The 18,482-nt window shown below is 63.2% G+C and carries 18 protein-coding genes; 8 read left to right on the top strand and 10 right to left on the bottom strand.

Translation table 11 applies throughout. The features are described from left to right. Positions 1 to 272: 272 nt before the first annotated feature. Positions 273 to 1,088 (top strand): abortive infection family protein, encoded by an 816-nt coding sequence (locus AC1DKR_RS00355; protein ID WP_478030265.1) that lies wholly within the window; start codon positions 273 to 275, stop codon positions 1,086 to 1,088. Positions 1,089 to 1,267: 179 nt separating this feature from the next. Here AC1DKR_RS00355 and AC1DKR_RS00350 read toward each other — a convergent pair whose 3' ends face one another. Continuing rightward, the gene (locus tag AC1DKR_RS00350) at positions 1,268 to 2,137 is read right to left on the bottom strand and encodes a hypothetical protein (RefSeq protein ID WP_478030263.1); all 870 of its coding nucleotides are present in this window, start codon (positions 2,135 to 2,137) and stop codon (positions 1,268 to 1,270) included. Between the two features lie 794 nt (positions 2,138 to 2,931). Between AC1DKR_RS00350 and AC1DKR_RS00345 the strand changes: the two genes are divergently transcribed. Next, positions 2,932 to 3,648 (top strand): hypothetical protein, encoded by a 717-nt coding sequence (locus AC1DKR_RS00345; RefSeq protein ID WP_478030261.1) that lies wholly within the window; start codon positions 2,932 to 2,934, stop codon positions 3,646 to 3,648. A 392-nt stretch (positions 3,649 to 4,040) separates the two neighbouring features. Here AC1DKR_RS00345 and AC1DKR_RS00340 read toward each other — a convergent pair whose 3' ends face one another. Together AC1DKR_RS00340 and AC1DKR_RS00335 are read right to left on the bottom strand one after the other, a co-directional pair. Further along, positions 4,041 to 5,177, bottom strand: a complete 1,137-nt coding sequence (locus AC1DKR_RS00340; RefSeq protein ID WP_478030258.1) for a hypothetical protein — start codon at positions 5,175 to 5,177, stop codon at positions 4,041 to 4,043. 82 nt (positions 5,178 to 5,259) lie between these two features. Next, on the bottom strand, positions 5,260 to 6,345 hold the full coding sequence (locus AC1DKR_RS00335; protein ID WP_478030255.1) for a site-specific integrase: 1,086 nt from the start codon (positions 6,343 to 6,345) through the stop codon (positions 5,260 to 5,262). Positions 6,346 to 6,448: 103 nt separating this feature from the next. On the opposite strand from AC1DKR_RS00335, the gene AC1DKR_RS00330 reads away from it, so the two are divergent. Continuing rightward, on the top strand, positions 6,449 to 7,366 hold the full coding sequence (locus AC1DKR_RS00330; RefSeq protein ID WP_478030252.1) for a DNA-binding protein: 918 nt from the start codon (positions 6,449 to 6,451) through the stop codon (positions 7,364 to 7,366). A gap of 69 nt (positions 7,367 to 7,435) precedes the next feature. Here AC1DKR_RS00330 and AC1DKR_RS00325 read toward each other — a convergent pair whose 3' ends face one another. Next, complete coding sequence (locus tag AC1DKR_RS00325; RefSeq protein ID WP_478030248.1) at positions 7,436 to 7,897, bottom strand: hypothetical protein; 462 nt, start codon at positions 7,895 to 7,897, stop codon at positions 7,436 to 7,438. Between the two features lie 383 nt (positions 7,898 to 8,280). Between AC1DKR_RS00325 and AC1DKR_RS00320 the strand changes: the two genes are divergently transcribed. Continuing rightward, positions 8,281 to 8,697, top strand: a complete 417-nt coding sequence (locus AC1DKR_RS00320; RefSeq protein ID WP_478030244.1) for a DUF3653 domain-containing protein — start codon at positions 8,281 to 8,283, stop codon at positions 8,695 to 8,697. A gap of 625 nt (positions 8,698 to 9,322) precedes the next feature. On the opposite strand, the gene AC1DKR_RS00315 is transcribed toward AC1DKR_RS00320, so the two are convergent. From AC1DKR_RS00315 to AC1DKR_RS00305, 3 genes are read right to left on the bottom strand one after another with little or no spacing between them, the layout of a single operon-like run. Further along, positions 9,323 to 9,721, bottom strand: a complete 399-nt coding sequence (locus AC1DKR_RS00315; protein ID WP_478030241.1) for a hypothetical protein — start codon at positions 9,719 to 9,721, stop codon at positions 9,323 to 9,325. Continuing rightward, positions 9,718 to 9,879 (bottom strand): hypothetical protein, encoded by a 162-nt coding sequence (locus AC1DKR_RS00310; RefSeq protein ID WP_478030239.1) that lies wholly within the window; start codon positions 9,877 to 9,879, stop codon positions 9,718 to 9,720. The genes AC1DKR_RS00315 and AC1DKR_RS00310 overlap by 4 nt, the downstream gene beginning before the upstream one ends. After that, positions 9,876 to 10,049, bottom strand: coding sequence for a hypothetical protein (locus tag AC1DKR_RS00305; protein WP_478030237.1), 174 nt, complete (start codon positions 10,047 to 10,049; stop codon positions 9,876 to 9,878). The genes AC1DKR_RS00310 and AC1DKR_RS00305 overlap by 4 nt, the downstream gene beginning before the upstream one ends. Positions 10,050 to 10,198: 149 nt before the next feature. Between AC1DKR_RS00305 and AC1DKR_RS00300 the strand changes: the two genes are divergently transcribed. The 4 genes from AC1DKR_RS00300 (at position 10,199) to AC1DKR_RS00285 (ending at position 14,843) form a co-directional block, all read left to right on the top strand. Continuing rightward, entirely contained in the window at positions 10,199 to 10,825 is a 627-nt protein-coding gene (locus AC1DKR_RS00300; protein WP_478030235.1) for a hypothetical protein, read from the top strand. 250 nt (positions 10,826 to 11,075) lie between these two features. Then, positions 11,076 to 11,273 carry a DUF3693 domain-containing protein gene (locus AC1DKR_RS00295; RefSeq protein WP_478030232.1) on the top strand — a complete coding sequence of 66 codons (198 nt, stop codon included), beginning with the start codon at positions 11,076 to 11,078 and terminating at the stop codon, positions 11,271 to 11,273. A gap of 619 nt (positions 11,274 to 11,892) precedes the next feature. Further along, on the top strand, positions 11,893 to 12,519 hold the full coding sequence (locus AC1DKR_RS00290; protein WP_478030229.1) for a response regulator: 627 nt from the start codon (positions 11,893 to 11,895) through the stop codon (positions 12,517 to 12,519). Then, the gene (locus tag AC1DKR_RS00285; RefSeq protein ID WP_478030228.1) at positions 12,516 to 14,843 is read left to right on the top strand and encodes an ATP-binding protein; all 2,328 of its coding nucleotides are present in this window, start codon (positions 12,516 to 12,518) and stop codon (positions 14,841 to 14,843) included. The genes AC1DKR_RS00290 and AC1DKR_RS00285 overlap by 4 nt, the downstream gene beginning before the upstream one ends. A gap of 1 nt (position 14,844) precedes the next feature. Here the strand turns inward: AC1DKR_RS00285 and AC1DKR_RS00280 are convergent, their stop codons facing one another. The 3 genes from AC1DKR_RS00280 to fusA all read right to left on the bottom strand — a co-directional run bounded on the left by AC1DKR_RS00280 (position 14,845) and on the right by fusA (position 18,302). Beyond that, positions 14,845 to 15,600: a SapC family protein gene (locus tag AC1DKR_RS00280; protein ID WP_025877209.1), complete on the bottom strand. Its 756-nt coding sequence runs from the start codon at positions 15,598 to 15,600 to the stop codon at positions 14,845 to 14,847. A gap of 111 nt (positions 15,601 to 15,711) precedes the next feature. After that, the gene (locus tag AC1DKR_RS00275; RefSeq protein ID WP_025877210.1) at positions 15,712 to 15,984 is read right to left on the bottom strand and encodes a hypothetical protein; all 273 of its coding nucleotides are present in this window, start codon (positions 15,982 to 15,984) and stop codon (positions 15,712 to 15,714) included. Positions 15,985 to 16,259: 275 nt separating this feature from the next. Next, positions 16,260 to 18,302 (bottom strand): elongation factor G, encoded by a 2,043-nt coding sequence (gene fusA / locus AC1DKR_RS00270; RefSeq protein ID WP_478030226.1) that lies wholly within the window; start codon positions 18,300 to 18,302, stop codon positions 16,260 to 16,262. Between the last annotated feature and the right edge of the window lie 180 nt (positions 18,303 to 18,482).

Below are 18,482 nucleotides of genomic sequence, written 5' to 3'. Positions count from 1 at the left end.
CACCTCCCGACTGAGCTAGTGTTCGATGCCAGCAAGGATCTGGACGTTCCGGACGAGATCGCAAAGGGCTGCCGCAAGGACACGGCCGGGCCCTGAGGCCTAACGCGCCCGGATGAGTCCACCACAACGCAGGGTGTAGGGGGCGATGTATTCTGCTAGTTCATCGCCTGCACCGGTCGGTGCTGCTCGCCGCGGCGTACGCTGTGGGTGGTAGCTTGCCCGGGCATCGTTGTCAATAATCACAGTAGACGCCTATCGAAAGAGTGTCCGGTATGTCGAGTTTGGCCCCGCGTGAGAAGCGCAAGTTGGAAGATCTGTTCGGTATGAGCAGTGGCTATGTGTTGGACTTTTCCAACAACACGTTTGCTCGGTTCTTTGAGGAAGAGGTCAACCGGGACATCTACAACGGAGCGTACAGTAACAACGGTCCTTCGAAAGCCAACCACCTGCGCAGCTTCTGGAACAAAGAGGACGATGCCTTGGTAGGGCGGGTCATTGCCGGTCTCATTGAACATTGCCGAGACACCGGCCACCCTGCGGTTGAGCGGCAAGCGCTCTTCCTAGGCTGTGAGGCGATCGCCGCAAGGCTGACACAGGCAAAGCCGGTGCCAGACATCGAGACGCTAGAAGGAGGCACCGAGGACTTCCAGAGGGTGGCCAAGGCGGCACGAGAGTGTTTCGAACGTAACGAGCCGGAGCAAGGCTTAGATCGGCTGCACACCTTCCTGGTCAAGTTCCTCCGCAAACTTTGTGAAGAGCACGGCATTCCCAAAGACCGTTCGGTGCCTTTGGGCGGCTTAATGGGGGCCTACGTCAAGCGGCTGAAAGAGGATGGTTTAGTTACTTCGCAGATGGCCGAGTGCATCCTGAAGGCGTCCATAGCAGTCTTCGGGCAATTTGACCATGTGCGGAACAACCATTCAATGGCGCATGATAACCCCGTATTGGCCTACGACGAGGCCCTGCTGATTGCCAGTAATGTCACCAGCACGGTCCGCTTCATCAAGGCATCGGAGGAGCGTTGGAAGGCGGCGCTCCGTGTCCGTGAAACTGAAGCCACTCGCCAGGATCAAGGCTTGCAGTTCTGATGGTCCACGCCTCCCTGCAGACGGCTGCGGTTCTGATCCGAAGGGGGCTGCGCCGACGTTCGGCGAACTCCTCGATCTGGATCGCGAGCGTGGGCCGCGGGGGGCACCTGAAGGCGACAGGCTATCACCCGCAATTGGGACGGTCTGGATCAGCCCCGCTCCTTGAGAGTAAGAAGCCGCTACGGATCCATGTGCTCCTCGTCCTCCCATTCCAGCGATGACTGTTCCTTCAGGAAGCGCGACGCTTTGAAAGAGGGGGCAGGGGGAGGGCGCCGAGCTTCATTGAGCAGCCGATGAAACCACCAGTGCTCGGGAGAATCGGGGGCCACTCCCGGAAGAGGAAGAAAATGATACATCCCGGGTATCAGTCCGTCCTCATAGACCACCGACCGGTGGTAGACGGGTTGGATGTAACGATACAACGCCCATGTGATGTTATTGATCAGTTCTGCCAGCCAGCTTCCGTAGTAGATAAAGACGTTCTCTCCCAAGTGCTCACGGAAGTCATCCAACGCGAACGGGATCTGGGCCAATGGAACGTTGTGGCCATGCTCAGCAAGCAGGGCTTGCACCTGCTGCGCAACGCCCGTCAGGCGCGCCAGGTTGTGCTTGGCTTGATTCCCTGTGATTTTCAGTAGTTGCAGGCGGGTGACTGACAGCCTCGCATGGACGTTTATGTTTCCCAGCCAGAACTTTGGATGAATCACTTCATCGAGCCAAGCGCGTAGATCTGCGACGGCGTCGGCAAGAGCGTGAGCGTGCCCCGCGCCGGATAACCTCGGGTTGGCGCCGGCCCGCTCCAGCACCTCCAGGCACGACATCTTTTCGCCTAGAAGTGCCTTGCCACCCCCCTCATGAACGAAGTCCAGCAAGCGGATGTAGAACAGATCGCGATGGGGCGTCGATTTGAAGAGCACCTGCACTTCCCCGGGGTGGCCGGTCAAGGGCAAGAACTCCATCAGCAGCCGGTTCACCAAATCGCGCAGCGCCTCAAAGGCAACGCTCAGGCCGATGGCTTCCAAGGTTTCTGGGGACGAGGAGCTGGACATGGCTTGCTAAGAGAGGGAAGCTTCATGCAATCATGGCCCATCCGCACTCTGGCGGACAGCGATGGACAAGGCTAAGCATTCCCTCAAGACGGTGAACGCCTACACGGACTCCTTTCGGGATATGGTCAACGCGCGTGTGCGGTGGCGAGGAGAGCCAGCCATGCGGCTCCGGTGCCTGCTTCGACATCTTCTGAGTCCCAACACTTGTTGTGGGCGAGTGGCATGGTATCGGCGGTCCCCGAGCAACATGCCGTTGGCGGAACGATAGCTACCGAACTACCTACCGGCACCCTAGCGTGCCGCACCGCCATCTCAGCAGTTGCGACGGCGCTAATCGAGTAGGTGTGAGACCAGGGTGCTGGCGGACTGAAAGTGGTCCTTCGCCTGCCTGATCGACCGATGGTCGGTCGGGACCATCAGTGTGGGTAGAGCGACTCCCTGGCGACCACCCTCAAGGCGTTGAAGGCCCGACTCACCATGCTAGGCCCGGAAGCAGTCGGCCGGCTCCGGGCCAACGAGCAGGGGAGGGGGCATGCCGAGACCAGCCGAACGAGGGCCGCGAGCGACCTCGCGACGGTGCAGGCCCGCCTGGCGACGCGGTTCGGGCCAAGCCTTCGGGAGCGCCAGGCCCGGGACAAGCCCCCTGGATTGGCCAGACTTCGCGCCCGCGCGCAGCGATAATGTGCCGGCCATCTACACAAACACCCCGCTCTCGAGCACGCGCGCAAGTTCCTAGAACATGCCACCAACCAAGAGATCGCGGCATGCCGCACCGCCAATATACGGAGTCCGAGTTGAGCGTCATCAATATTCCTCGCGATGAACAAGAGGCCCTGCGAGAGGTCAATGTGCAGGCGTTGGATCGGGAGATTTCAGCTTCCCTAGACGCCCGGCGACTAGGATCGCCATTGCGCGACTTACGGCTGGACAGTTGCGGGCCGTTTATCGCCGCCAGGCTTCGCGAGTTCGATGTGGCGCTACAGGCCTACGCGGGAGCCAAGGCGACGAAGAAGCTAGCTGACACCGGTGAGCGCGCCCGCCGTGCCGGCAGCAACTTGGGCAACGCGGTTCGGCAGATGCATCAGCGGATTGAGACGCAGGAACAGGAAGGTCAGCGCTTCTTCGTCGACGACCAAATCATTCCACCGAGCAATTTCACGAGGACGCTGTCGGTGCGGGTGGACTACCGCTGGCGCCCGTCGGCCGAGGCCGAGTGGGCGCACGGTACTATCACGTTCACTCACTCGCATGATCCACGCCCTGACTACTCAGTACCGGCCCCAAAGCGAAAACCGAGCGCCAGTCAGCGTGCGCAGGATTTGCAGGACGAACTTTGGCGCGAGTGGGAGCAACTAATGAACAACGGGCTCCATTCGCTTGCCGAGTACTTCCGGCAGGGCGGCGACGGCGCAGCGATCCCGAAAACTTTCCAGGCGCGCGCCGACGCCTTCCATCGTCGGCTCAACAACTTCAGCTGCCGGTTTTGGCTCGAGCCAGCAGGTAGGACGTAGCAGGCTACGGAGCGATGGATTCTGGAGGCGCCATGGTTCGCGCCAAGGCAAGGTCGGCGCGTACGGGGCGCCGCTGGGATGGCCGTCGGCATGTGGCTCCGCGGTCGCCAAAGCGCCGGTGACGAGCGATCCTTGCTTATCCGAGAAGATGTCCGAATCTTCGGGAACCTCGCCAGCGACAGGGACAGCACCGAAAATGACGGTTGCGGTTGCGGTTGCGGTTGCGGATGCGGAGCGTGCCAAGTTGTTGCCGAAGTGGGAGCCGCCCAAGTGGCCCTCCCAGCAGACCATTCCGACTCGGGCCTTGCGCGTCCTCAACGGGTGCACCCAAGATCCCTATGCCGCCGCCAAGTCCGCCATCCATGAACAGGGACCTGCGCTGGCGCTTCAGCTCAATTTAGCAGTCGGGCGACCTTCGTCTTGAGCGCGGCGATGCGTCGCGAAACCGACGCGTGGCCGCGCAGACCCGACTCGCGCGCGATGGTGGAGGCACTCTTGCCGAGCCGCAGGGCTATCACAAGGCGACGCTCTTTCTGATCGAGCATTGCGATCACATCGCGGAACAGAACCTGCTCGTACGGCTCGTTGGGCTCCAGCGCATAAGCCGGTGCATCGTCGATGGTCTCGACTAGGTCGACTTTCAATTTCGCCCGTTTGGAATAAAAGCTGCGCTCGAAATCCTCTTTGATCCAGGAGTTCGCGCCCGAGAAGTCCTCGTGCGTCCGGTGGCGGTGCAGCAGCTCGACCACCGGATCGAGCGACTCGAGGACACCGTCGCCGTCGATCGCGCTCTGAAGCACCTCCTCGCGCTCGTCGGCATCAAACTCGTCCCAGACGTCGCCGCCCATCAGCGGCCGCTGGATATCGAACAGGTGTCTCTCTTCCTCAGGCAGGCCGGCCAAGATACCGGCGCGTAACTCTGCGAGCGGCTTCCAGGTCTCGTCTTCGTGCGTCGTGGGAGCGAAGAATTCATCGCGCCTGGCCAGTGCCAGGCGATATAGGCGGTGTGCCCAGTATGGGGTGTCGCCGGCGAGCAGTCGCAGTGGCGAGCGCGCGTTGAAGGCGCCTTGACCCAAACGCGCTCGCGGAGACAAGCGCGTCCAGATGTAGTGCGCAAATGCAGCTCGTGCCCGCGCGCCGTAGTCCGCAGGCAAGTCGTTGTGCATGTACATCAGGCCCATCATAGAGCGTCGGCGCTCGAGACCGGCCTTGGTCAGGATGTCGTCGGGCAACAGGCCGGCCAGCATGACGTCGAGCTCGGAGTTCCCGCCGTAGGTCGGCACTAGGATCATGTTCGGGTTGCGCCGCTCCTCGAGGTAAGGAACGAACGGCTTCAACCCTTCGATGGCTTCTCCCGACCGCACAAATCCGGCCCTTTGCGTGGCATTCCAATTGTGCAGGTGGGCTGTCCATTCTAGGCGACCTGTCGCTGGCTCGGACAGGAACGCGAGCTCGAGTGGACCGTGCTCCCATCGATCTATCTGGGTAATTTCGGCCTGGTGAAAGAACGCATTGGAAATTGAACGCATGGAGATCCTCGGAATAGGGGGTGTACTCCTATCCGGCACAAGTATGAGCAATTGTGACCTCGAGTTGGCAGCATCGCGTTAGTCAGTCTTCGAGCAGGCGGGCAGCCGGGTTGGCTGTTGCTCCGCCTGCTTGAAAATACCCCACGACACTCGACACCGACCTATGCTCGGTCAACTGCATGATCGCCGGCAGCGACACGCCTTGGCGACTGGCCTCGGTCACGAACCCAGACCGCAAGCTGTGCCCGCCAAAATCTCCCTCCAGTCCGGCCAGTCGCGCCCGCCGCTGTACGATCTCGCCTACCGCGGCCGGAGACAGGGCAGGGCCGACGCGATGCTTCCACAGCCGTCGGAAGATCGCCCCTTCGGTGATCCCGGCTGCGTCCAGCCAGTCCTGCAGCGCGAGGGCGGCCCGATCGAGCACCGGCTTGTCCGGGGTCGAGCTCGCGGTGATGCCGGCCTGCTGGGTCTTGCTGTGCTCCAGGCGGTAGATGTAGCCCGCCTCGCCGATCCGGCGCAGGTCGCGCAGGTCGGCGGCGGCGATCTCACTGCGCCGGCGCCCACCGCTGGCAAACCCGAAGCAGAGTAGGGCGCGATCCCGTATTCCTTCCAGGCTGTCGTCGCAGGTGGACAGCAGGGCTTCCAGCTCGGGCAGGGTGATCGCGGTCTTCTTGCGCGGGCGCTCGCCGCGTTTGACTGCGGCTCGGGCGGCGCGGCTGAGCACGGTGCGGATCGCTGGCTGTTCGCAGGGATTGGTCACCTGTTTGAGCCTGTGCGCGGTGGACAGCACGGCGACCCGATGCCGCACGGTGGCCAAGGTCCAGGGCCCAAGCTTGGCCTTCATGCCGGCCGCCACCAAGGCTTGGTCCACGATCGGCGGCAGCTCCCACGCCAGCTCACCGTCAGTCGAGCGGCGCTGCACGTGGTCGACCACAAACTGCAGCACGGTGGCTTCGGGCACCGGCAATGCGAGGTCGATGCCGTAGCGCGCCGCATGCCAGCCGGCCCAGTAGCGCAGGGCACTGGTGTAGCTGCGGGTGGTGTTCTCGGCGGCTGCTTCGGCCAGCAGCTCGCGCACCGCGTCCGCCGCCTGTTGCGCCAGCTGTTCGGGCAGTACCAGCTGGTGGACGGTCTGGACGAGGGCGGCACTAGTGGAATTAGCATTCATAGTATGTAATGTACGCTACGAATAAGCAGGCGTAGCCACGATAATCATCACTTATCGCGAGTACGTTACCAGCAGAGCAGGGCGCCAGTACAGGAGACTTCGCATGGCCCGCGGTATCACCGAATCTGACGTCCACACCGCCGCCGACGAACTGGTGGCCAAAGGCGAGCGCCCAACCGTTGAGCGAATCCGGACTCACTTGGGGACCGGCTCTCCGAACACAGTCACTCGCTGGCTAGAGACTTGGTGGAATCGACTCGGCACACGCCTGCAGCCACGACGTCCGGACTTTGAAGACGCCCCGGCGGTGTTGGCGGAACTGGCCGGGCAATGGTGGGAGCTGGCGCTGAAGCACGCCAGGGAGGCAGCCCTTCGAGAGTTCGCAGAGACTGAGCAGTCGCTGGCTACCCAACGTGAAGCGCTAGATGCTAGGTCACGGGTGGTGGCTGACGAACTGAGTCAAATGAACTCAGAGCGCGCCGCTGCTATCGCCGGCGAACGCGTAGCTAGTACGCGAGCTGCAGAACTGGAGCGGCTGGTCGAGCAGCTACACCTGCAGATCTCAGAGCTCACGGAGCAGCGGGATCTCGGGCTTCGGAGAGCCGATCGAGCTGAGGCAGCAACACAGCATCTTGATGCCCGGCTTCACGAAACGCTGGGAACGGCGAAATCTGAGCGAGAGGATTGGACCGAGTACGTCAGATCTGTCGAGAATCGGGCGCTGGGCGATGTAGATCGAGCACGCCAGGAGGTGAAGGAACTCCAGGCGCAGCTAAGCAAGACATCCGAACACCACAGGACACTTGAGAACCAATTGCGTCAGAATCTCCAGGTCGCCCAGTCGGCGGCCGCAACGGCCAGCCAGTCGGCGGATATCCTACGTGGCAGATGTGATGCTCTCGAGGGGCAACTTTCGAGCCTCCGAGATCTCCCAACGCAGCTAGAGGCAGCACTCAAACGATCCGAAGAAATTCGCATCACTGCTGATGTTCGGCCCAAACGAAAGCGCTCGAAACAGTGAAAACATAGCTGCCAAGTGCCTGCAAAGGAGCCAGAACGCTAAACGCTTTCCAGTGCATCGGCTGCACCGTCAGGCCTCGCCCTGAAACTCCACACACGCGGCCCGCAGAACGCGGCAGGGATCCGCGGCCAAAATTTGGGATGGAGTCGCGCCATCGAGCATCGCGTGGGACGACAGGAACCACTCGAGCTCTCCCCAATAAGTGCTTCGCCGCAGTCCGCCTAACTCACGTTCAAAAGGACCGAACTCCCGCAGCAAAGCCAAAATCTCAGCCAGGTGGTCCACAGGCTGGCCGCTTGGGAGGAACTGCCAAGCCGGATACCGGTAGCTGGGCGACGGGTGGGTGACGTAGACCCCCAGGAGCTTGCCAGCGCGGCGCAACTGGCTGACCAGGTGGCTACCGTTGGGCGCATGAGAGCCAAGCCCCTGACTGACCTGCGCGGCACTTAGCCATTGCGAAGCAAGTGCTTGTCGCGCGGTAGCCGCATCGCGGAAGATCCATTGAGCGGGCGTAAAGGTGCCAAAGTGCATTCAGCCGCCTCGAACTTTAGAGACTACACAGGATGTGAGTCTAGCAAGCCGGAAGAAATGTGCGCGAGTTTCCGGCCCAAATCAGGCGCCCAGGCACCAATGTACGGGTCGGGCGGGCTTCAGTTTTAGTTGGGCGGACTTGAGAAAAAGTCTTTTTGCGGCACCTTTACTGCAGCTCATCGAAATAAGGGGGACCTTGTCCGTAGGCCCAACAAAACTGGGGCGAAAGACCGTAGCAAATGGGGCGACTTTCGGGTGTAGGTGTGGCAACTCCTTAGCGTCAATCACCATTGCCAAGCGGAGCCGACGAAGGCTTCAACAGACCGATACAGCATTTCGCATAATGTATATTATGTTCTAAAACTTTTGGCTGGACTGGCAAGGTGCTTGCCCCAGCCATCGGCCCCGCTTCGGTATGGAGCCTGATCGTGCGTGATCGCAACCTAACCGGCCCTTGGGCCGGTTTTTCGTTTAAGGGCGGCCGACTTGTCACGCCCGAAGGCCGTGAACTGTACCCCGAAGATCTGGCCCGGCTATCGTTGACCGCCGCACAGGCTCAGGAATGGCGCCGGATGATGGGACAACTCCGCTGCGATCATCGATCGGGACACTCTCGAAACCGTTGCAGCACTGAGGCTGCCGGAAACACGTTTCCTGCAGGGCGCGCTGAGGTGGTCACCCTGAGCACCCTCACGGCCAACCGCAGAAAGCGGTCTGTGGTGGCGATGCCTGGCCCCGACGCCGATCCTCCAACTGCCGTAGATGTAGAAACGGGGCCGAAGCCCCGTGTGCTCGTGTGAGGCGTTTTCCGTAGGGGCATAGCCCCTACACCCCAAATTCCGCCCAAAACATCCCTAAAGCGACGTCGCCCTGATGAGGCTGTCGAGAACCCCCGCATAAGCAACGTGCGAGTCGTTGCCGCGCCTATGACCCAAAAGGCTGCTCGCAAGCCGCGACTTTTGATCGGGCGTTAGCTCTCGAATGAGAGATTCAAGGGCAACACGAAGCGCCAAGTTCTCTTGGCCGACTTCCAGAAGGCTGGTGCTCTGACCTTGCATTGGTGTGTTAGACATCTCGGTTTCCTAGCTTCCATGTAGAAAGTTGAGAGGATGTCAGGCGTCGCCCGACCCCCTTACCATACGCCACCCCGGCTAGAATGCGCGCAGGACGCTTAGGGGGAATCCTGGATAAGGCTGGGTGGCAGGTGGAGAGCGGCGTACTGGCGATGGCACTGGTGGGCACAGGCTTCGCCCTGATGGCGACGCGTGGCGTCCTGGCCCAGGACAGAAACGACCGTCATACGCGGGAGACTCAGGGGAGCTACCCATAGCCCGGTCACCCCGCTGGCTCGCCCTCCCCTTGTCGGGCCTTGGCCGCGCATCGCCTTGACGCGCAATCTGCGGATCCTTGAACGGATTGTACGACTCACCCCCATGAAGTCTTGCTTCGGTGATGACGTCTTTCGCAGCAACGGACCGGCGTGTCACTTGTTTTGTAATAGACAAGCCCAAGGGCGTCGGCCGCTGCGCGGCCGTCGCCCTTCAGCAGTTCCCCGACACGGAAATACTCTTGCAGGGGCGTGCCAGAAGCGCGCTGCGGGCGACGCATGTCCTCATCGGCGATTTCCACGCTGCGCTGCCCTGCCCCATCCATAGCAAGGGACAGGTCAAATGCCCGAAGCTCTGCGGAGCGCTGATCAACCGGCGTGGTTGGTATTTCGATACGGCCGTCAGATTCGGTGCATTCAAAGCAGCAGCCACCCTTGAACAGGTAGGTGGCGACGTTGCCGCAGAAGGCGCATTGCAACTGTTGGACGGCGCTCATCGCCCGCCCTCGCGGTCGCCGGCAAGCCACATGGCAACGCAGGCGCAAAGAACGAAGACGCCGAATGAGGTCACGTTAACGCGCAGGAACAGATCGAGTGGATCGCCTGCCACGTTGATGATCGGGGCGGTGACGAAGGTAGGCGCGGCCGGGATCATCGGCGCACCTCGTTCAGTGCTTGGGCAATGACGGCGGCCTCAGCGGCCGGGCTGGAACGAGTCGCAGCCAGTGCGACAGCAAGGCGGCGCGGAATCAGCGCCAACCCGACGGAAACGGAAACGACCGCAATGGACGCGAGCAACACGAACGCCAGAAATGCTTCGGCCATGACAGAATCCGCGGTAGGGAATGAAGGCCACAGGGGGCTGTATGAGCTGGTGGGGTCGCTTTTGGGTGCGTCGGCGGGAAACGACAGTTTCCGAAGGCTTGGCAACATTTGTCGCCGTAATCGCGCTCCTTATAGGCGTAGGGCTCGGCATGTCCATCGTGACCGGCGGAGATGCGCCGTTCGCATGCCTTGAAAAGGGGAATGCAGCCGATTGGGTCGCAGCAGTCGGAACGTGGGTGATCGGCTCGGGTGCATGGAAGTACGCAAGGGAAGCCCATCGCCTGCGCATCTACGAGGTGAGTAGCGACAAGATCGACAGGATTGAGCAAAGGCAATTTGCCCTCAACAACATCTATAGCCGACTCGAGATCACCAACTTCTGTATGAAGCTCCATGCAGACGACGCAAACGAGGATGGCACCGCCATCCACGCCAATAAGCTGCTCGCGACCATTAGGACAAACGTCGCGGAGATAAACCGGCTTGCATGGGACGAGCCTGCGGATCTGATTTTGGGTGCTGACATCAAGGATGGCTTGATGGCGTTGCGCATTTCGCGCGAAAGCTACTTCGCCGCCTGCAAAGATGCAGAGGAAGCGTTCCAGAATCGGGCCCGGGAACTGGTCAGCCCAGAGGAAGTCGAGATCGAAGAGCTGCTGGAGTTCGCGGAGATAGTGGCAAACGAGACTGAAGACTTGATGGCCCAGCTCGCCACAGTGCTTGCAGAGTGCGAGCACGATATCGCTGCGCTCCGGCGTGGGGCGCTGATCCAGTGAAATTGTGACGCCGACTTTTCTCGCCATTGCGGCGCGCCCTCACTCTTCGCCCCTGCATGAGCAGCGTCAACGATCTACTCGACAAAGTCCGGGAAGCCGGAAACTTTCCGTCAGACAGTGGTTTAGCTCAGCGACTGGGCTGACGCGTGCGGTGGTCAGCACTTGGCGTTCCGGGCGGAATCCCATCCCGGATGAACGAATTGCGCAGCTTTGCGCGCTTGGAAAGCTGGACGGTCCCTTGTGGATCGCGATGATCCACGCCGAACGTGCGCAGTCGGCGACCGAGCGTGCGCTATGGCGCTTAATGCTTGACAGAATGAGCGCGGCCGCCGCGGTGCTGGCCCTGGTGGCGCTATCGTTGTCGAGCATCGGGGACGCAAAAATCCCACCAAATCAGGCGGTTAGCGACGGCCTAATGGCTCGTTCTGTATATATATGTTCAAAGTAGACTGAGCATCGACTCCGCTACCAAGCCCGGCCATTGGCATCCCGGGCATCACCCGGGGTCCAGCCCCAGCCATAGCGCCTCTGCACCCTTGGTCGCCGGCGCCCCAGGGGCAACCCGGCATATCCTGGCAGCACACGCCCAAACAAGCAGTCGCACGGTCCAGTCTCCACCAGTCAGGCGCACCTCGCCGGACCAACGTTCAATTCTGAGGGAAACCCAAGCCCTCAGCCCTGCAGAATTCAACGCCGACAGACCTGCGGCCACTGTGACGCGTCACGTTAATGGCGCCCGCCAACCCGTCAATCGCGCCGGCCTGAAACTTCTCGTGATTGGACCTGTCCTTGACCAGAGCGTGGACGCTGGCATTTCGCCAGCGGAGCCCGCACTCGACTTGCGCAGCGCACGCAGTCCGCGCGCTCATTGCAGATGCGATTCAAAAATCATCAGACGCAACAGGCTACTTCGCTGCACCCGCGTTGTGCAGATCCCGACACGAACCTCCAACTTTTCCTACTTCCACTCTAGGAAAAGTCTCAAAAATCGAACGTTTTCGATGCTCGACGCGACAGCAGCGCCAGAATGAGCGCCACGCCACTGGGCGCTGACAACACTCCTGCGCATGAACGGATTCCCTGCACCGCGCCGGCTTCGCCTGGCCCTGCTTGATGACCATGACGTCGTCCGCCGCGGCACGGCCTTCCACCTGGGCAACGACAGCCGCTTCGAGATCGTCGCCAGCCACAGTGACAGCCAGGCGTTCGTGCAGGCGCTGCAGCAGCGTCATGCCGATGTGGCCATCGTCGACATCACCCTGGCGCCCGGTGATATCAGCGGCACCGAGCTCGTCGAGCACCTGCGGCAGGCATTGCCGAGGGTAACGCTGCTGGGTTTTGCCGGACAGACCTCGGTGGCGATCATCAACCACCTGCTGGATGCCGGAATCAGCGGTTTTGTCGGCAAATCCGAGCCGTTGATTGAACTGTCCGACGCGGTCGTACGCGTGTCCCAAGGGCTCTGCCGCATTCCGCCGTCGTGCAAGCTGCTGACGCCCTGCGATGCACTTAGCCGCAACGAGCGCGAGGTCATCCGGCTGGTCCTGGATGGGCTGACCGTCTCGGAGATCGCCTTGCATCGCCACCGCAGCATCAAGACCGTCAGCACGCAGAAGATTGCCGCGCTGCGCAAGCTGGGGTTGCGCAATGACGCGGAGATCTTCGCGATACGGCAGCAGTTGGAGGCGCTGTGACCGCGCTGTTCAAGCGTGGCCGCAGGTTCATGCTGCTGGCACTGTTTACCCTGCTTCCCTGTACGTCCGCAGGCGACATCCAGCACGGAAAATGGACAGCGGGGCGCGTGGTCCGGGTGGCCGCGGCCCCCACGCTGCACCCTGTGCCCGAAGATGCTGCCGACCCCGAGGTGCTGCAGACGCTGGCGCATGGCTATGCCGCGCTCGTGGCCCGCCATTCCGGCCTGACCTTCGTCGAAGTCCCTTTTCCCAGCACCCTCGCCGCGATGACCGCCGTCTGTGAGGGGCGGGCCGATCTTGTGCTGGCGATGGGTGCTGACGATGGGGCACGCCTGCCCTGCCCCAGCCTGGCGCCCTCGCGCAGTTTTCCTGGCGGTGCCAGCGTGCTTGCCGGCCGCATTGGCGAGCGCTTGCCGCGGCGGGTTGCCGATCTCGGCACGCTGCGCATCGCTGCTGTTGAAGGAGGCCCCTACCCTGTGTGGCTCGCACAGCATCACCCTGCAGTGCCTGTGCTGCCGCACCCCAGCATGCGGGCGGCATTGGCTGCCGTGGATGCCGGCATTGCCGACGTTGCGATCGGGCTGGAATCCACTGCAGGTGCGATAGCACGACGTCAGTTCTCCCACAGCCTGCGGTTGCAGACAGTGGATGCCGATCTTTCGACCCAGCTGCATCTGCTTGCCCGGCGCGAAGACCAGGCGCTGCTTGATCGTATCGAGGCGGCACTGGATGACATCACCATCGAAGAGCATGCGCAGTTGCTGCAGCGCTGGGCGCGGCAGACGCTGCCGGCCGCGCTCGGCCAGAAGGTGCGCGAAGGCCTCGATGGCACCGTGCTCTGGCTGTTGCCAGCCGCAGCCCTGCTGCTGGCATTCCCGTTGCTGGCTGCACGCAGGCTGCGCCAGCAGCAGGGTCTTGATCAGAAGCAGGCGCAGATGACGGGCATGATCAGCCATGAGGTGCGCAATTCCGCACAGGCCGTCATGGCGTCGATCGACCTGCTGGGCCAAGCACCACTGCCAGCCGGTCAACGCGAACTGGTAGCCGCTGCGGCCACCGCCAGCCAGACATTGCGCGGATTGCTCAACCGCACGCTGGACTTCTCCCGCCTGGCCAGCGGCACTTTCCGGCCAAAGCTGGTGCCCTGCAACGTCCCTGCGATCTGCACGCAGGCGCTGCAGGCCATTACGCCCCTCGCGCAGAAGAAGGCGCTCAGCCTGCAGCTCTGTGCACCGCAGGCGCCGTTCCCGATGCTGGCAACGGACCCGGACTGCCTGCGCCAGCTGCTCGACAACCTGCTCGGCAATGCCGTCAAGTTCACCGACGTAGGCGGCGTTGAACTGCGCCTGCAGCTGGATGCGCCCACGAAGAACGCATCACTGTTGATAGAGGTCATCGACAGTGGCATCGGCAGCGCGCCAGCGCAGATGAGCGCCCTGTTCGAGCCCTTCCGGCAGGCCGATGCAGGCAGGCAGCGCGGTGGCAGCGGCCTGGGCCTTTCCATCTGTCGCACGTTGGCCGAGGCCATGGGCGGCACCCTGGATGTCCATAGCGTGCATGGCCGTGGCAGCCGCTTCATTCTTCGCCTGCCCGTGCAGCAGGTGCAGGAAGATGCGCCGGCCACTGCCGCTGCGTCCGCCCTGCCCCGGCTGGCCGGCACGCGCATCCTGCTGGTGGAGGATCACGCGCTGACCCGGCAGGTCATTGCCGCCCAGTTGCGGCGCTGGGGCGCGACGGTGCAGGAGGCTGCCAATGCCGAAGATGCCTTGGCGACCCAGATGCAGGCGCCCTGCCCGCTGGTGATGCTGGACATCGGTCTGCCGGGAATGGATGGCTACGCGCTGGCCCGGCAATTGCGGCTGCATGAAGCAGAGGGCGCGCCGCGCGCCCGGCTGATCGCGCTTTCCGCCTTCACTGGCGACGATCACACGATGCGCTGCCAGGTTGCCGGCATCGACGCGGTATTGCTCAAGCCGTTGCAGGCCGATGCGCTGCTGCAGGCGCTGGACCAGCCTGTGCTCGGCCGTGCCTTCGAAAGCACTGCCCGCGAACTGGTGGCCGCCTACGAAGAAGATATCGATCGCGAGCTGCAATGCCTGCACGAAGCGATCGTTCGTTGCGATGCCGCGCAGCTGCGCCATCATTCGCATCGCCTGCAGGGCGTGCTGCAGATGCTCAACGCGGGCGGCATGGATGCACGCGCCGGCGAACTATGGGAGCTGGGCGATCGCGTACCGCCCGGCTGGGACGATGCGCGCCAGCTGCTGGCCGAGCTGCAGTCGTGGCGCGGCTCCCGGGGTGCGGGAACCGCGCCGTCGCCCTGAATCAGGCGGCGTTGCGGCCTGCCTGGCGGCGGGTCAGGTCGTTGAAGCGACCCAGCGACATCAGGTGCTGGTGGATCAGCGCCAACCAGCCGTTGCGGTGCCATTCGATGACGGTCGCATCCGGCAGCGCAATGAACTTCTCGACGTCGACCACGAAGAAGCCATTGAGGTTGAACTCGCGACCATCGGGCAGGCGCACGGTTGCATTGCGCTCGACCAGCAGGCCGTTGTCGACCAGTGCCTTGGAGAAGGCCTGGGTCTGCTCGTGCTCGCGGGTGAACTGGCCGCAGAACTCAAGCGCCTGCTGCACCATCTCGGTGGCCTTGCCATCGACGAACAGCGGCTGGCCTTCTTCGCCGCCACGGACGATGCGCGGGCTGTCTTCGTCGATGCCGAGCAGGAAGTCATTGTCCGCGCCGGTGTCGATGAAGATGAAGGGATGGCGGCGCAGGTAGGCCGGGATGTAGGTCTCGTCGTCCCACAGGCCATCGGTGATGAACAGGTTGTCGGTGGTCACGCCCACGGCGGCCATCGGCACCGCGCTCGGGCCTGCGAACAGGATCGGGAAGTGGTGCAGCGCCAGCGAGAATTCGCCCAGCACCAGCGGGATGGAGTTGCTGCTGGCAGCGAACTCGAGCTTGCCCGGCAGGATGCGCAGATCGGCGTGCAGGTCTGCCTGCAGCGGCACCGGGCGGGTGTAGAACAGGGGCGCGCTGCTCGGCGCAGCTTCGGTGGTGGTGTCGCTGGTGGTGGTCATCGTGGAAACCATGTCGATCATGCGCGCCTGCCATCCCGGGCGCGCCAGCGGGAACAACCTGAATCCCGCATTATCAACAAGGCAGGTGACAACGGCCACCCCGCCGCCGACTTATTTCAGCTGCAACGGGTAGCGCTGCCACAGTACGTGGACCAGGAAGCCGGCCAGTTCGGTGTCGCGCGCACTGACCGCTGCGCGGATCTTGTCCAGCAGGACCATGTCGCTGCAATGCCGCACATCGGCGTGGTTGGCCTGGCCAGCGCGCCGTGCCCGATAGCGTGCAGCCCGCTGTGCGTCGCTCATTGCGTACCCGAACTTGGGCGGCCGACCGCGTTTGCGCGGCAGGGTCAGCTCCAGGGTTCCGGGATCATTGTCATCACGCATGGGCAGGGTGCGGGCGGCGGCAAGCAACGGGGGGTGCGCAATTTATCGTGAGGCATCACTTTAATCCAGCTTTTTCTGCAGTTTTGTTGCAATGCAATGCAATTGGGCGACGCACGGATGGCACCCATCCACGCATGGCGTGGATCTACCGAAGGCCAGCAAGGCCAGCAAGGCCAGCAAGGCCAGCTTTGCAGTAGATCCACGCCATGCGTGGATACGGATCCCGATATCACACAAAAAAAGGGAACCCGCGAACGGGCTCCCCTGCTCCTTCCTTACGACGCACGCACCGGCTCGTAGCCATGCAGGTGCGATTCGCTGCTGGCCCGTCCCTGGCTCAGCGAACGCAGCGAGGTCGTATACCCGACCAGCTGCGCCAGCGGCGCGAATCCACTGACTTCGGCGCGACCGTCCTGGTCGTCGATGCGGGCAACGCGTCCATGGCGGCGATTCAGATCACCCACCACGTCCCCCACCGCGGCGGACGGCGAATGCACCGTCACCGCCATCACCGGCTCCAGCAGCTGCGTACCGCTGGCCGCCAACGCGGCCTTGATGCCCTCGCTGCCGGCCCGATGGAACGCCATCTCCGACGAATCCTTCGCGTGGGTCTGGCCATCCACCAGGCTGACTTCGATGCCGACAACCGGATGGCCCTGCGGGCCTTCCGACAGCGCGGCACGAACGCCCTTCTCCACGGCAGCGATGAAGTTGCGCGGCACCACGCCACCGACGATGCGGTCATTGAACACAACCTCGCCGTCGTCGCGCGGCACCACATCCAGCACCACGTGCGCGAACTGGCCCTGGCCACCGGTCTGCTTGACCAGGCGGCCCACAACGCCTTCCACGGCACGCTGCGGCGTTTCCTGGTAAGCCACGCGCGGCGCGCCAATGCCGATGTCCAGCTTCCATTCGCTGCGCAGGCGCTCGACCATCACCTCCAGGTGCAGCTCGCCCATGCCCCAGGCCAGGGTTTCACCGGTCTCGCGATCGGTTTCCACCCGGAACGAGGGATCTTCCTGCGCCAGGCTGGCCAGGCCCTGCGCCAATCGGATCAGGTCGGCCGCACGTGCAGGCTCCAGCCGCCATGCCAGCACCGGGGCCTGCGCCTGAATGCTCTCCAGGCGCAGCGGCTGCCCTCGCCCGCTCAGCGTTTCACCGCTGACCGCATCCTTCCAGCCCAGCACCGCCACGATGTCGCCGGCCACGGCCTGCCCGATGTCCTGGGTCTGGTCGGCCTGCACGCGCACCAGCCGGCTGATGCGACGCCCTTGCGGGTGCTGCGAGCTGGCCACGTTGTCGCCTACCTTCAAGGTACCCGAGTACAGCCGCACGAAGCTCAACGCACCGTGCTGCTGGTGGGTGATCTTGAACAGCAGGCCAGCCAACGGACCGTCCGGGTCCGGCGGCAGCAGGACGTCGCCGCCCTCGCCTTCGGCAGTGACCGCAGGACGATCCAGCGGCGACGGCAGGTAATCGACCACCGCATCCAGCAGCGTTTCGATGCCCTTGTCCTTGAAGGCAGCACCCGCCAGCACCGGTACGCCGGCGCCCGCCAGCGTCGCGCGACGGATCGCTGCGCGCAGCGTCGCCGCGTCGATGTCACGACCTTCCAGCCATGCCGTTGCCAGCACATCATCATGGTCGGCCACGGCTTCGACCAGCGCATTGCGCTGCGGTTGCCACTGCGCGCGCTCGGCCTCGCTCCATGCCGTCACCGTCGCCGCGGCCGCGTCCTGCCACTGCAGCACGCGGCCATCGACCAGGTCGACCCAGCCGTGGAAGTCGCCCTCACTGCCCAACGGCACGCCCAGCGCCCACGGTCGCGCGCGCAGCTTGTCCTGCAGCTGCTCCAGCACGCGCTCGAAAGAAGCGCCGATGCGATCCATCTTGTTGACGAACGCAATCAACGGCACGCCATGCCGGCGCGCCTGGCGCCACACGGTTTCCGATTGCGGCTGCACGCCGTCCACGGCCGAGAACACGGCCACGGCACCGTCGAGCACGCGCAGCGAGCGCTCGACCTCGATGGCGAAGTCGATGTGGCCGGGTGTGTCGATCAGGGTCAGCTGGTGCAGCGGCAGATCGCGTGGCGCCCACTGTGCGTGCACGGCGGCCGCACCGATGGTGATGCCACGTTCGCGCTCGATCGCCGAGAAGTCGGTGGTCGCGTTGCCGTCATGCACTTCGCCGACGCGGTGGATCTCGCCGGTCTTCCACAGAAGGCGTTCGGTAAGGGTGGTTTTGCCAGCGTCGATGTGGGCAATGATGCCGAGGTTGCGAAGACGCGACAGCGTCTGGGTGTTGGTGTTCATGAGAAAGGTTCCTGCTGGGCCAACTTCGGGGGCCGCACACGCTGGTTGGCAACGGCGTGTGCGGCTAGCGTTCGGTCTCGGCGATCTGGTGCATGGCACGTTCTCCTTGCGGTGGAGCGGGTTGAGGGATGGGGACGGAAACGAAAAGAGCGCCCCGGAGGGCGCTCTGTGGATGGTCCA

The sequence above is a fragment of the Stenotrophomonas sp. 01N47 genome (genome assembly GCF_056399165.1).
This window is presented reverse-complemented; position numbering and strand designations above follow the sequence as displayed.